The sequence below is a fragment of the Stenotrophomonas sp. JAG2 genome, from assembly GCF_041080745.1.
Lineage (GTDB): Bacteria > Pseudomonadota > Gammaproteobacteria > Xanthomonadales > Xanthomonadaceae > Stenotrophomonas > Stenotrophomonas maltophilia_AA.
Map to the genome: position 1 here is coordinate 1 of NZ_JBEUMH010000002.1, position 13,326 is coordinate 13,326.

Sequence of the window (13,326 nt, forward strand, 5' to 3'; positions counted from 1 at the left end):
TTGCGAAGAAGGCAGTTGCGAAGAAGGCAGTTGCGAAGAAGGCAGTTGCGAAGAAGGCAGTTGCGAAGAAAGCTTCGCATCGAACATTTTTGTCCCTGTCGAGTTCGACTGGCGCTCCAACAACAAAAAAGAAGAAGAGAACGTTGCTTCCGCCTCTGCGCAAAACTGTGAGGTCGCGATGACAAGTGAGCGCAAGAACTTCCTTTATCAGCTAGTGGCTGAAAGAGCAGCTCAGAGTGAGGCTGTAACTTCTCAGGTCCGATCAATATCACTTGGGGTCTTGGCGTTAGTTTGGCTCTTTTTGTCTGAAGCTCAACAGGCCTTGTCTTCAAAGTTCTCTGTTTATACAGAGGAGTTGTTGTTTATCGCGGCGCTTTGCGTCTGTGCACTCATTTTTGATTTTAGCCAGAGTTTGGCGGCTCTCGGAGAGATCGCCCTCACTGCCTCGGAGGCCGAAAAAGCGGCTGACGGCGACGATTATGGCTATGTGAAAGGTGGCTGGCTGCGTAGGGTGTCAACCTGTTTCTTCTTAGCGAAAGCGGTATTTGCTCTAGGTGCCGGCATCTGGATTGTTGTGTTGCTTGCGATGGGTTTGGTGTAGAGCGTCCCGTCAGTTGTGATCTTCATGGGGCTGGTTCGTGCGGCCGCAACTGCCTGCCCGAATTTGTGAGCAGGCTAACTTTAGAAGTTCCAACTCCCAAGAGTGTTGCAGGTGGTAGTTGGAGTCAGGTGAAATCGATGAAAAGACGCTCACCAAGTTCCCGCGAAGTTTTCATATGGAGTTGTGCGTGGCCCGTGTCCGTCTCCAGCAACAGCGTGGACGACCGCACCGGCGCGCCGCAGTAGTCAAAGATGCCGGTCTCGATCTGGGTCTTCATCGCACCGGTATAGCCGCGCTTCTGCCAGGTGCGGTCGTCAGCGCCGCCGAGCCCGACCAGGTGGACGGGCAGGTGGCCGAGCTTCTTGAGCACGCCCTGGCCGCTGCTGTCGTCATAGGCCCAGCCATTGGAGAAGACCCGATCGATCCAGCCCTTCAGCAGGGCAGGCATGCCCCACCAGTAGACCGGGAACACCAGCACTACGGCATCGGCGCGGTCCAGCCGGGCCTGTTCGGCCAGGACATCGGCAGGGAAGGGGGCGTTGCGGTGGTGGCCCTGCAGGTCCGCCCGGTTGAAACGGGGGTCGAAGCCCTCTGCGTCGAGGTCGGCGAGCTCGGCGGTACTGCCGTCATTGGCGCTAATGCCTGCTGCGATCTGGGTCGCGACGGCGTGGGTCAGGGAGTCGGGATCAGGGTGGGAGACGACGATGAGCGCGTGCATGGGATTCCTGGGGCGGGGAAGGGCTTGTATACTTTCGGTAAGTTACGGAACGTAAGTTACGATTGGTATATAACCATGTCAAGTCCGCCCGATGCGCCTGCCCCGGTGGCACCCCGCCGCCGCATGACCCGCGATGACCGCCTGCGCCAGCTCTTGGCAGAGGCGTGGCGGCTGATCCGCGAGGAAGGCACCGATGCGCTCACATTGGGGCGTCTGGCCGAGCAGGCCGGGGTGACCAAGCCGGTGGTGTATGACCATTTCGGTACGCGGGCCGGTCTGCTGTCCGCGCTGTACCGCGATTTCGATGCGCGCCAGGGCGTGGTGATGGAAGCGCGGTTCGCCAGCAGTGGCCCGACGCTTGCGGACAAGGCGCAGGTCATCGCCGAGGCCTACGTGGCGTGCGTGATGAAGCAGGGGCGCGAGATTCCGGGCGTGATCGCTGCGCTGGCCGGGTCACCGGAACTGGCGCGTATCAAGCGCGAGTACGACGTCGTGTTTCTTGAGCAGTGCCGCGCGCTGTTGTCGCCGTTCGCACCCGCAGGCGCGTTGGCGCAGGCGGGGCTGTGGGGCATGCTCGGTGCCGCGGAAGGTCTCTCTTCTGCAGCGACCACCGGCGACATCACGCCGGTGCAGGCGGAGCAGGAACTGGCGGCGACCATCATGGCGATGGTGGCGCGCGGCTGAGCGCTGCCTGCACGACAGGGCGATGACGCGCGAAGCGGTCGTCGAGTGGGCGCGTATGATGTCCCGCCCTTCTGGACTGGATGCCATGCGCGCTTTTTCCCCTGTGTTCGTACTCGCTGCCGCGATCGGCGCGGCCTTGCCCGCCACCGCGACGACCGTGTCGTTGAATGAGCGCCTGAAAAGCGCGTCCCGTGTCGAGGTGAACCAGGTGCCGACGAGCGGCGCGTCATTGATCGGGCGCGTACAGCAGTTCCACAACGGCGACAGTCTGATCAGTCTTGGCGAAGGCGAGGGTCAGCCGGTCGTGTTGACACTGTGCAGCGGCAAGGCGCATCTGAATCTCGAGGCGAGCTGGCCGGGTGCGCCCGCGGCGAAGACAGCCGAGGAGAAGCAGATGCGGGCGTACGGCATGTACATGGCGGTGATGGGTGGCATGGCGATGGTGCAGGGCCTTGCAGGCGATACGCTGGAACTGCCGGCCGATGGGCAGGCAGCCACTGTGCAGCGCGAGAACTCCTGGGCCTATGGCAAGGAGCAGTACGCGGTGACCGTTACCGGTGGTGCCGGCGGCGAACTGCGGATCAAGGCGGTCAAGACCGCGAACACCACGAAGACGCCGCGCTCGGGGCCGGACGACTTCGTCAGCACCGACGGTGACAAGGCGGCGCGCCTGGCCGAGCTGGAGCCGGTCGGCACGTCGCGCGAACTGGTGATCTCGTCCGCGCCGATGGCGGCGGGGATACCGGATGCTATGTCCCTGGCAGGCTGGCTGTCGGCCAGTGGGAAAGGGGGCGCGACCGTGGGGGAGGCGCGCACGGCCTCGGGTGACTGCGCGCGCTGAAGCACCTTGAGAAGGAAGGCGCCTGGGCGGGGTGGTCAGCGCAACGTCAGTGATACCCATTCTCATTTGAGTTACACTGGCGCGATAGCACCGTCCCTCGCTCCGGGTAGTCATGATTGTTTCGTCGTCGCTGATCTCTTCCGTATCGCCGTGGTTGCGCACGCTGGGCGTGGCGACCGCCATCGGCATGGCGGCGCTGTCGCCGGCCTCGGCTCAGCAGCGCAATCCCGAGCAGAAAGTCGGTGAGACGGTGCTGGACCAGCCGGCGCAGAGTTATCGCTTCGAACACTTCGTGCTCGACAGTCCCGATCACGCCCGCCGCTGGCGGGTGAATGTCGGTGTGCCGGCGAAGGCCTCGGCCACGCCGGCACCGGTGCTGTACATGCTCGACGGCAACGCCGCGGCGATGGTGCTCGACCAGGCGATGCTTGCCGATCTGGCCGCGCATGCCGCGCCGGTGCTCGTCTTCATCGGCTACGACAACGACCTGCGCATCGATTCCGCGGCGCGTACCCGCGATTACACCGCGTGGATCGATACCGCCGATGACGAAAACGGCACCTCGCAGTCCAGTGGTGGTGGTGCGTATGCGTTTCTCGATCTGATCGAGCGGCGGATCAAGCCGGAAGTGCAGCGCCGCGCCAGCATCGATCTGCAGCAGCAGTCGCTGTGGGGCCATTCGCTCGGCGGCCTGTTCGTGGTCAGCACGCTGTATACCCGCCCGGCCGCGTTCCAGCATTACGTGTCGGCCAGCCCATCGCTGTGGTGGAGCCAGGGCGCGCCGCTGGGCGACATGGAGCGCCAGTTCATTGCCAACACCCAGGGTCAGCCGGCACAGGTGACGGTGATGCTCGGTGGCGATGAGCGCACCGGTAACCGCGGGGTGCGCGACATGACCAATCCGCGCGTGGTCGCGCACCTGCGCCGCATCGGCGGTGCAACGCCCGATGCCGCCCAGCAGCTGGCCACCCGCCTGGCCAAGGTGCCGGGCCTGACCGTGCAATACCGCGAATTTCCCGGCCTTGGCCATGGGCCGATGCTGCCGGCGTCGCTCAAGGCCACGCTGAGCCAGTTGTATGGCATCGCCGATCGCAGCGGCACGCCCGCGCCGGCACCCTGATTTTTCGTTACCCAGGCAGTTCCGTGGCCCTGTGCCACCGCCGCAACGGACCGCGGCCACGCCAAGGCAAGCACTGTGACAACGCGCCAACCGGCGCGCCCCCAACAGAAGGAGTCTGCTGATGTACACCCTGAAAACCCTCCCGCGTGTCGCCGCCCTGGCCATTGCGCTGTCGCTGGCCAGCCCTGCCGTGTTCGCGCAGCCGGTGTTCGATGCGCCGGCCAACGGCTTCCGTGGTGAAGTGATCAGCCGTGGCCAGAACGTGGTGCCGGGCAGCGATGCCGAAGTGATCGGCCGCCAGTTCGTGCCGGGCCAGCAGGTCACCCTGCTGCGCGGCGAGACCGTGCTCAATGCCACCCCGTACGTGGTCGACGCCGAGGGCAACTTCAAGGGCAACGTCGCGATTCCCGCCGATGCCGTGCCCGGCCAGCAGCCGGTGATCGTGCGTGCCAGCCAGCCGTCCGCGGCAACGGTGCTGTCGCTGCGCGTCTCGCCGAACCTGCCGCTGAGCGGCCAGCAGAATTTCAACCAGACCTCGGCCAAGCTGGTCCAGGGCCTGTACCAGTCCGCCTACAGCGCGGCCAGCAATGCGGTGTTCGTCACCGCTGCCGTCGGTCGCCCGCCGGTGACCCAGTCGCAGCTGCTCAAGCTCGACCCGAAGACGCTCAAGGTCACCGCCAAGATCACCCCGGCCGCAGTTCCGGGCGGTAAGGGCGGTGCCGTGTTCGCGGTGTATGGCGTGGGCGTGGACGATGCCAACGGCAACGTCTGGGTCACCAACACCCGCCAGGACACCGTGGCCGTGTATCGCCAGAAAGACCTGTCGCTGGTGCGCCAGTTCGACGTCGGGGCGGTGCCGCATGCCCGCGACATCGTGGTCGATGGCCGCCGTGGCAAGGTGTTCGCCTCGGCCGCCGGTGAAGACCATCTGTCGGTGTTCGATGCCCGCACCCTGCAGCCGCTGGAGCCGATCACCCTGGCCTCGGGCGTGGACGACAAGAAGTTCGTCCCGATGAGCCTGGTGCTGGATGAAGCGGCCGGCAAGCTGTTCACCGTCAGCATCGGCACGCCCGAAGCGGCGGTGATCGACACCACCACCGGCAAGGTGGAGAAGGTCATCGACCTGGGCAACTCGATCAGCGCCTCCGGCGTGGCCTACGACGCTTCCGCAGGTCGGCTGTACGTGGCCTCGCAGGGCACGGACAACCTGCTGATCGTCGATGTCGCCAGCGGCAAGGTGCTGCACGACGTGCCGGTCGGCGCGGGTGCGCTGAACGTGGCGTTCGAGCCGGTGTCCAAGCTCGCGTACGTGACCAACCGCGGTGCCGGCACGGTGACCGTGGTCGACGGCAACGGCAAGGTGATCGGCAACCTGGATGGCGGCACCTTCCCGAACCATGTGCGTGAAGATGGCAAGGGCAACGTGTTTGCCGTCAACAAGTCGCGTGATGCCCAGGATCCCAAGGGCGACCGCATCACCCGCATCAGCACCCGCGCGAACTGAGCTGCGCGGAGAGCGTTGCACCGGCGGCGGGGCGTACAGCCCCGCCGTTCTGATTGAAGAGGAACTGCCATGAAGTCGATTGTTGTCCGCCGCAGCCTGTTGGCGCTGTCCCTGGTCGCCGTGATCGCCGGGTGCTCGAAAGAGCCCGCTGCACCTGCCACCGACACCGCTGCCGCATCGGCCGCGCAGACCCCCGAAGCACTGCCGGAAGGCTGGCAGCGTGTGGTGGGCGTGGACGTGCCCGACATCGAAGGCGCCACCCAGCAGTTGCCGGCACAGGTCACCTCCGATGATGGCGTGGCCACGACGGTGACCGACACCTCGAAGATCATTGCCGGCGGCGATGACATCATCGCCGTGCTCGAAGCGCTTGGCCTGGACGATCAGGTGTACGCCGCGCCGCTGCGCTCGGCCACCGAATCCGGGCGCAAGGCCCCCAAACAATTCCTGTTCAACCGCACCACGGGCGTGGAAGGCGTGTTGAGCCTGCAGGGCACCCTGTTCCTCGGCAACAGCCTGCGCCGTCATTCCGATCTGGCCGCCAAGCTGCGCGGCGCAGGCGAAGCGGCGGTGATCGTCGATGATCTGCAGCCGGCGGCCGACAAGGTGCGCAAGGTCGCCGCCGCGGTCGGCATGGCCGAGCAGGGTGAAGCACTCGCCACGAAGGTACAGTCGCAGCTGGATGCGGCCAAGGCCAGTGGCGCGGCGCTGGCGTGGCACCCGCGTGTGATCCATGTTTCCGCGACCGGTGCCGGCGGCGCGCCGACGGTGGCGGGCTCGGACAGCGCCTCGGGCAAGCTGATCACGCTGGCCGGTGGCATCAACATCGGTGACGAGGCTGGCGTGGCCAACTATTCCGCGCTGAGCAATGAGGGCGTGGTGGCTGCTGCGCCGGACGTGATCCTGGTGACCGAGAACGACCTGGCCCTGTTCGGTGGCCAGGCCGGCCTGTGGCGCGCCTATCCGACTCTGCGGCAGACGCCGGCCGGTGCGGCCAATCGCGTGTGGGTGATGCCGGACGTGGAGTTGAAGTCCGCCAGTGTCGCCTCGGGCAGTGGCGCGGTCGCCATGGCCGCGGCCTTCGCCACCGTGCCGCGTCCGTGAGGGCGTAAGGCATGGCGGTGTCGAGTCCTGCGCGCCGCCGTGGCGCGACCGTGTTGATCTGGGCCGCGGTGGGATTGCTGATCGCGGTGATCGCCTCCTTCGCGGTGGGCCCGTTGCGGCTGCCGCCGATGGAGGTACTGCAGGCGATCGGGGTGAAGCTGGGGCTGGCCGATCCGGCCAGCGTCAGCACCCGCGATCTGGCCGTGGTCTGGCAGCTGCGCATTCCGCGCGCCCTGCTGGGCGCGATGGTGGGCGCCGCACTGGCGATGGCCGGTGCGAGCCTGCAGGGATTGTTCGGTAATCCGCTGGCCGACCCCGGCATCGTCGGCGTGACCCAGGGCGCGGCCTTGGGCGCGGTGTCCGCGATCGTGCTCGGCGCCGGCGCCTTCGGTGCATGGACGCTGCCGCTGGCCGCGTTTGCCGGCGCCGGTGGCGCGATCACATTGACCTACCTGCTGGCACGGCCGGGACAAGGCAGTGGCACGGCGACATTGCTGCTGGTCGGCATCGCCATCGCTGCGTTCTGCTCGGCGATGATCGGATTCCTGACCTACATCGCCAGCGAGAGCGAGCTGCAGTCGCTGGTGTTCTGGCAGATGGGCTCGCTGGCCCAGGCCGACTGGCGGGATGTGATCGCAGTGGCGCCGGTGTTCGTGCTCGGCACGATCGCACTGCTGCGCTTGGCCACGCCGCTGGACATGCTCGCGCTCGGTGAGCGCCAGGCCCAGCACCTGGGGCTGGATGTAAAACGCACGCGGCTCAAACTGATCGCCTTCAGCGCGCTGCTGGTCGGTGCGGCCGTCGCGTTCGCCGGCTCGATCGGCTTCGTGGGTCTGGTCGTGCCGCATGTCGTGCGCCTGCTGGTCGGCCCCGGCCATCGCTGGCTGCTGCCGGTCTCGGCCGTGGCCGGTGCGCTGCTGATCGTGGTCGCCGACACCGCCGCACGCACGCTGGATCCACCGTCCGAGATCCCGCTGGGCCTGTTCTCGGCCGCGCTGGGCGCGCCGTTCTTCCTCTGGCTGGTGATGCGTCAGCGCCATCGGAGTGGTGCATGAGCGCGTTGCTGCAACTGCAGTCGGTGCAGCTCAGTCGCGGCGCACGGCGCATCCTGGATGACATCACGCTGGATTTCGTGCCCGGCACGGTGACGGCGCTGGTCGGCCCGAACGGTGCGGGCAAATCGACGCTGCTGGCGGTGGCCGCAGGCGATCTGGAGGCGGAGCAGGGCCACGTGCTGCTGCGTGGACAGGCGCTGGCGGAGTGGAAGGCCAAGCCGCTGGCGCGCGAGCGCGCGGTGATGCCGCAGGAGCACGCGGTACGGTTCGCCTTCCGTGTGCATGAAGTGGTCGCGATGGGGCGGCTGCCGCATCCGCCGGACCCGGTGAAAGACGCCACCTGCATCGCCGATGCGCTGGCGCGTGCCGACCTGCATGCGTTGATCGAGCGGGAAGTGGAGCATCTGTCCGGTGGTGAGGCGGCGCGGACGACCTTCGCCCGCGTGCTGACCCAGGACACGCCGCTGTTGCTGCTGGACGAGCCGACGGCGGCGTTGGATCTCCGCCATCAGGAACGCACATTGCGCGCGGTCCGCGAGCTGGCCGATGCCGGCGCCTGCGTGATCGTGGTGCTGCACGACCTGAATCTGGCCGCGGCCTACGCGGATCGGATCGTATTGCTGGAACAGGGCCGCGTGGCCGCCGACGGGACGCCTACCGAGGTTTTGACGCGCGAACATATCGAACGGGTCTACCAGCAGCCGGTGCTGGTGCTGCGGCATCCGCAGCGCGATGTTCCGTTGGTGGTGGTGACCGACGCGTAGCGCAGGGTTGGCCGGCGCGTTGACGGTGTGATGGGAGCCGGCCAGCGGCCGGCCCCGCCGTTTGTGGGTTACCAGCCGAATCTGGCGGTCGCCATCACCGTGCGGCCGCTGCCGTAGTAGCACGACGACACGCCGGTGCAGGTCGACACGAAACGCTTGTCGGCCAGGTTGCTGGCGTTGAGCGCGAGCTGCACCTGGGTGCCGCCGATCCGGCCCACGTCATAGCGGATCGCCGCATCGAACAGGGTGTAGGACGGAATCCGGTACAGGTTGGCGCTGTCGCCGTAGCTGACGCCGTTGTAGCGCGCGCCGGCCGCCAGGCTGAGACCCTGCAAGGCGCCGGCCTGGAACGTGTAGTCCGCCCAGAACGAGGCGCTGTAGTCCGGCACCATTGCCAGTTCCTTGCCCTTGTAGGGCGCCGAACGCGTCATCTCCGAGTCCATGCGTGACGCGGCGCCGATCAGGCTGAAGCCCTCGATCGGGGTGATACGCCCTTCCAGCTCGATGCCGCGCACGCGGCCTTCGTCGCCCTGGATCGAGCAGGTGGCGGTACCGGTCGCGCCGCAGTTGCGATGCGACGCGACCGGATCATCGACGATCATGTTCTGCTGGCGCAGGTCGTACACCGACAGGGTGACCAGCCCATCCACCGAGGCCGGCTGGTACTTCAGGCCGGCTTCCCACTGCGACCCGGTCACCGGCTCGAACGCGGTCTGGGTGAAACTGTCCAGCGGCGATTTGGTCGAAGGCTGGAAGGATTCGGCGTAGCTCACGTACGGGGTCAACCCGTTCTCGAACACGTACAGCACACCCGCGCGGCCGGTGAACGCCTCGCTCTTGATCACGTTGCGACCGCCCGGCGTGGAGATGCCGGTGGCGATGTTGCGGTTGGCGCTGCTGCTGTCGTCCTTGGTCCAGTCGTAGCGGCCGCCGAACGTCATCCGCCAGTTGCCGAGCGCCAGCTGGTCCTGCAGGTACACGCCGCTCTGGCGATTGATGCCAGCGGTCGGGGTTTCGGTGCTCACCGTCGGGCGGTAGGTCGAATACACCGGATTGAAGATGTCGATCGGGCGCGGGCTGCTCATGGCGCTGCGCACGCCTTCCCAGTCCGCACGCTGCCAGTCCCAGCCGAGCAGCACGGTATGGTCGACCGCGCCGGTACTGAAGCGCGCCTGCAGGCGTGTATCGAAGGTGTCGCCATCGGAGTCGCCGGTGCCCATCACGCCGCGACGGTTCTGGGTGCGGCCATCGGCATTCAGTGCGCCGAAGGTGACCACGCTGCGGAACAGCGAATCGACATGCGTGCGGCGCGCGCTCTGGGTCAGCGTGAGGTGGTCGTTGAACTGGTGCTCGAACATCCAGCCGGCGGTCCACAGCGTGCGGTCGAAGGTGTTCCAGTCCGGCTCGCCGATGAAGGTGCTGTTCTTCATGTAGCCCGACGCCGTTGGATTGAGCGTGCCGGCGTCCGGCAGGAACTGGTAGGTCGAGCCGCCATCGTCCTTCTGGTACAGGCCCAGCAGGGTCAAGCGGGTGCGTTCGGCGAGCTGCCAGGTGTAGCTGGGGGCGAGGAACCAGTGCTCCTGTTCGGTGCGCTTGATCTGGGTCTGGCCGTCGCGGTACAGGCCGACCAGGCGGAACAGGTGAGCATCCCCCGCAGTGCCGGCGCCCACGTCGAAAGCGGCGCTGTACTGGCCATTCGCATCCACGCCCAGGCGCAGCTGCTGCATCTGGTCCGGGGTGGGGGTCTTGCTGACCTGGTTGACCATGCCGCCCGGGGCCACCTGGCCATACATCACGGCGGACGGACCCTTGAGCACTTCCACCCGCTCCAGGTTCCAGCTGTCGAACATGCTGCGGTTCCACTGGCTGCCCTGCGGCGCGCGCATGCCATCCAGGGTGACGTTGTTGGACCAGCTGCCGGCATCGAAGCCACGGATGCGGAAATCGTCCACGCGGTTGTCGATGCCCGAGCTTTCCAGGCTGACGCCGGCGACATAGCGCATCGCATCGTTGAGCGACTGCACGCCACGGGCATCCAGTTCGGCGCGCTCGATCACGGAGACCGACTGCGAGGTTTCGGCCAGCGCAGTGCTGGTCTTGGTCGCGCCGCTGGTGCTGTTGGCAGCGCGGTAGGCATTGACCCGCACCGCATCCAGATCGGTCGCGGTCTGGGCATGGGCGGCAGGAACAAGCGCGGCGGCCAGGCAGGCCAGGGCCAGCAGGTTGGGGCGCAACCGGCGCGGGTTCGGGGAGGAAGAGCAGGTCATGGGCAACAACTCGGCAACGCGGAAGGAGGGGCGCGAGCGCGGCTCGTTGCTTTGATGGGCGGAGCCTGACGCGCGGGCGTCGCCGTTGGCGACGCATAGGCCGCCATTTTAAGGATTCCCGTCATATACGCAATTGCGACCCATTCGCATGTCGGGGGTGCTCAGGGGGTCGTCGTGCTAACTACGAACGTTATCGGTGTGCATGAGGCTCAGTGTTGCACTGGCGTTGGCAATCAGGACTTGTAGCCGGCCACGGGAGGTCTACAATGCCGGCTACACCCCAGGTGACCCTCATGACTTCGATGCCGCTTCTGACGTTTTTTACCCTGACCCGCGATTACGCGGCACGGGCGCGTCTGCCACTCGGAGTGCAAGGCTGCTGACCGGAACACCGGTCACCCTGGACCCCAAGCAGAGCGCCCACCGGGCGCTCTTTTCGTTTCCACGCACCAGAACTGTTTGAAGGAGAACGTGCCATGCACCAGATCGCCGAGCCCCAAACCTGGCCGCACGCCCGTTAGCCAACGGCGGCGTGCGGCTCCCCGATGTTGGCAGCGAGACCCATTCCATGAACACCCATACCCAGACCCTGTCCCTCCGGCGCAACCTCGGCATCATTGCCCACATCGACGCCGGCAAGACCACGCTCACTGAGCGCCTGCTGTGGAAAACCGGCGAGATCCATCGCGTCGGCGAGGTCCACGACGGCGCGGCGACCACCGATTTTTCGGCGATCGAGCGCGAGCGCGGCATCACCATCGGCGCGGCCGCCGTGCAGGCGCATTGGGCGCCGCGCGACCAGCCGATCCACCACCTGACCTTGATCGACACCCCCGGCCACATCGATTTCGCGATCGAAGTGGAGCGTTCCCTGCGCGTGCTTGATGGCGCGGTGGCGGTGTTCTCTGCCGTGGATGGCGTGCAGCCCCAGTCCGAATCGGTCTGGCGCCAGGCACGTCGCCACGGGGTGCCGCTGATCGCCTTCGTCAACAAGATGGACCGCACCGGTGCTGCCTTCGAACGCGTGCTCGCGCAACTGCGCGAGAAGCTGCGGGCCACGCCTTGGGCGCTCGGCGTGCCGATCGGGACCGAAAGCCAGTTCAACGGCTGGGTGGACCTGGTCGACCGCAGCACCGTGCACTGGGACGACAAGGGCACGGCGTTGCGTCATGCTTGGACGGCCGATGAGGCGGCCCAGTGGATGCCGCAGCGCGAGGCGCTGATCGAGGCCGTGGCCGATGCCGACGACGTGCTGGCACAGGCGTGGCTGGAAGGCGCGGCGATCGACAACGCGCAGCTGCGCGCGGCGATCCGTCGCGGCACCCTGGCCGGTGCCGGCGTCCCGGTGCTCGCGGGCTCGGCGTTCAAGAGCAAGGGCGTGGAAACGCTGCTCGATGCCGTGGTCCACTATCTGCCGTCGCCACTGGATCGGCCGGCGGTGGTCGCCACCGATAACGGCAACGATCTGCTGCTGCCCCCTGATCCGGATGGTCCGCTCGCGGCGCTGCTGTTCAAGATCACGCACCAGAACCACAGCGCGCTGAGCTTCGTGCGGGTGTATTCGGGCACGCTGAAGGTGGGCGACGCGCTGGCCAGCTCGCAGCATGCACATGGGCGACGCGTCAGCCGCCTGGTGCGGGTGCAGGCCGACCAGACCCACGACATCAAGCAGGCCGTGGCCGGTGACATCGTCGCGGTGCTGGGCTGGAAGGATGCCGTCAGCGGTGAAACGCTGAGTGCACCCTCGCGCCCGCTGCTGCTCGATACGATCCAGGCGCAGCATGCGGTGCTGGCATGGCGGTTGACGGCGGAGAAGGCCTCGGACCTGATCCGCATCAGCCAGGGATTGGCCAGCCTGGCGCAGGAGGATCCGTCGTTCCGTGTCGAGACCGATGCGGACAGCGGAGAGACCCTGATCTGGGGCATGGGCGAGCTGCATCTGGAGGTGATGGTCGAGCGCCTGCGCACGGAGTGGGGCGTCAACGTCCGCACCGGCCAGCCGCGCGTGGCCTACCAGGAGACGCCGAAGCGTGCCGTACAGCGGGTGGAAGGCAAGGTCGCCAAGCAGACCGGTGGCCAGGGCCAGTTCGCCCAGGTCCTGATCGACATCACCCCGCGCGAGGACGGCGAGGTGAGCTTCGTCGACCGCACCGTCGGCGGCGCGATCCCGCGCGGGTTCGTCAATGCGGTGGAGAAGGGCGTGCGCGCGGCATTGGGCGAAGGTCCGCTGGGCCATCCGGTGGTCGGTATCGAGGTGACGCTGGTCGACGGCCAGACCCACGTCAAGGACTCCTCGGACATGGCCTTCCATCGTGCCGGCAGTGAAGCGGTGAAAGCGGCGCTGGCCCAGGCGGGCACGCAGCTGCTGGAGCCGGTGATGGAGATCGCCATCCACGCACCGTCGGGCAACGTCGGCGATGTGGTCGGCGACCTCAACCGCCGCAGTGGGCGGGTGGCCTCGATCGAGGACCAGGATGGGCAGGCCGAAGTGCTCGGCTATGCACCGCTGGCCCGGCTGGGTGGCTATACCACCTCGCTGCGTTCGCTGACCCAGGGGCGCGCGTCCAGCGACATGCGCTTGAACGGGTACGAGGCTGCGCAGACGGCCTGACTGTTGATGTGGAAAAAGAAGGGGAGCCGGGCAACCGGCTCCTTTTTTCATAGAATA

At 66.8% G+C, this 13,326-nt stretch carries 11 protein-coding genes; 9 read left to right on the forward strand and 2 right to left on the reverse strand.

The annotated features are described in order from the left end of the window. Positions 1–601, forward strand: a 601-nt coding sequence (locus tag AB9O74_RS02240; protein WP_369348247.1) for a hypothetical protein, incomplete at its 5' end; no start/stop codon positions are given. Positions 602–725: 124 nt separating this feature from the next. On the opposite strand, the gene AB9O74_RS02245 is transcribed toward AB9O74_RS02240, so the two are convergent. Next, positions 726–1,319, reverse strand: coding sequence for an NAD(P)H-dependent oxidoreductase (locus AB9O74_RS02245; protein WP_369348248.1), 594 nt, complete (start codon positions 1,317–1,319; stop codon positions 726–728). Between the two features lie 75 nt (positions 1,320–1,394). Between AB9O74_RS02245 and AB9O74_RS02250 the strand changes: the two genes are divergently transcribed. The 7 genes from AB9O74_RS02250 (at position 1,395) to AB9O74_RS02280 (ending at position 8,391) form a co-directional block, all read left to right on the forward strand. Continuing rightward, positions 1,395–2,003 (forward strand): TetR/AcrR family transcriptional regulator, encoded by a 609-nt coding sequence (locus tag AB9O74_RS02250; RefSeq protein WP_176988979.1) that lies wholly within the window; start codon positions 1,395–1,397, stop codon positions 2,001–2,003. Between the two features lie 22 nt (positions 2,004–2,025). Next, on the forward strand, positions 2,026–2,844 hold the full coding sequence (locus AB9O74_RS02255) for a hypothetical protein (RefSeq protein WP_369348249.1): 819 nt from the start codon (positions 2,026–2,028) through the stop codon (positions 2,842–2,844). A 112-nt stretch (positions 2,845–2,956) separates the two neighbouring features. Further along, a complete protein-coding gene (locus tag AB9O74_RS02260; RefSeq protein ID WP_176988977.1) occupies positions 2,957–3,964 on the forward strand; it encodes an alpha/beta hydrolase in 1,008 nt (335 codons plus the stop codon). 121 nt (positions 3,965–4,085) lie between these two features. Beyond that, on the forward strand, positions 4,086–5,468 hold the full coding sequence (locus tag AB9O74_RS02265) for a YncE family protein (RefSeq protein WP_369348250.1): 1,383 nt from the start codon (positions 4,086–4,088) through the stop codon (positions 5,466–5,468). A 69-nt stretch (positions 5,469–5,537) separates the two neighbouring features. Next, the gene (locus tag AB9O74_RS02270; RefSeq protein ID WP_369348251.1) at positions 5,538–6,572 is read left to right on the forward strand and encodes a hemin ABC transporter substrate-binding protein; all 1,035 of its coding nucleotides are present in this window, start codon (positions 5,538–5,540) and stop codon (positions 6,570–6,572) included. Positions 6,573–6,583: 11 nt separating this feature from the next. Next, positions 6,584–7,627 carry an iron ABC transporter permease gene (locus AB9O74_RS02275; protein ID WP_346479126.1) on the forward strand — a complete coding sequence of 348 codons (1,044 nt, stop codon included), beginning with the start codon at positions 6,584–6,586 and terminating at the stop codon, positions 7,625–7,627. After that, on the forward strand, positions 7,624–8,391 hold the full coding sequence (locus AB9O74_RS02280) for a heme ABC transporter ATP-binding protein (RefSeq protein ID WP_369348252.1): 768 nt from the start codon (positions 7,624–7,626) through the stop codon (positions 8,389–8,391). The genes AB9O74_RS02275 and AB9O74_RS02280 overlap by 4 nt, the downstream gene beginning before the upstream one ends. Before the next feature lie 68 nt (positions 8,392–8,459). Here the strand turns inward: AB9O74_RS02280 and AB9O74_RS02285 are convergent, their stop codons facing one another. Then, on the reverse strand, positions 8,460–10,658 hold the full coding sequence (locus tag AB9O74_RS02285; RefSeq protein WP_369348253.1) for a TonB-dependent siderophore receptor: 2,199 nt from the start codon (positions 10,656–10,658) through the stop codon (positions 8,460–8,462). A gap of 568 nt (positions 10,659–11,226) precedes the next feature. Between AB9O74_RS02285 and fusA the strand changes: the two genes are divergently transcribed. Further along, entirely contained in the window at positions 11,227–13,269 is a 2,043-nt protein-coding gene (fusA, locus tag AB9O74_RS02290; protein ID WP_369348254.1) for an elongation factor G, read from the forward strand. Positions 13,270–13,326 lie beyond the last annotated feature (57 nt).

What these genes read in the sequence shown, in the direction of transcription:
- AB9O74_RS02280 (WP_369348252.1), top strand. Translation starts at nt 7,624, where the DNA reads ATGAGCGCGTTGCTGCAACTGCAGTCGGTGCAGCTCAGTCGCGGCGCA.
- AB9O74_RS02285 (WP_369348253.1), bottom strand. Translation starts at nt 10,658, where the DNA reads ATGACCTGCTCTTCCTCCCCGAACCCGCGCCGGTTGCGCCCCAACCTG.
- fusA (WP_369348254.1), top strand. Translation starts at nt 11,227, where the DNA reads ATGAACACCCATACCCAGACCCTGTCCCTCCGGCGCAACCTCGGCATC.
- AB9O74_RS02255 (WP_369348249.1), top strand. Translation starts at nt 2,026, where the DNA reads ATGACGCGCGAAGCGGTCGTCGAGTGGGCGCGTATGATGTCCCGCCCT.
- AB9O74_RS02250 (WP_176988979.1), top strand. Translation starts at nt 1,395, where the DNA reads ATGTCAAGTCCGCCCGATGCGCCTGCCCCGGTGGCACCCCGCCGCCGC.
- AB9O74_RS02245 (WP_369348248.1), bottom strand. Translation starts at nt 1,319, where the DNA reads ATGCACGCGCTCATCGTCGTCTCCCACCCTGATCCCGACTCCCTGACC.
- AB9O74_RS02260 (WP_176988977.1), top strand. Translation starts at nt 2,957, where the DNA reads ATGATTGTTTCGTCGTCGCTGATCTCTTCCGTATCGCCGTGGTTGCGC.
- AB9O74_RS02265 (WP_369348250.1), top strand. Translation starts at nt 4,086, where the DNA reads ATGTACACCCTGAAAACCCTCCCGCGTGTCGCCGCCCTGGCCATTGCG.
- AB9O74_RS02275 (WP_346479126.1), top strand. Translation starts at nt 6,584, where the DNA reads ATGGCGGTGTCGAGTCCTGCGCGCCGCCGTGGCGCGACCGTGTTGATC.
- AB9O74_RS02270 (WP_369348251.1), top strand. Translation starts at nt 5,538, where the DNA reads ATGAAGTCGATTGTTGTCCGCCGCAGCCTGTTGGCGCTGTCCCTGGTC.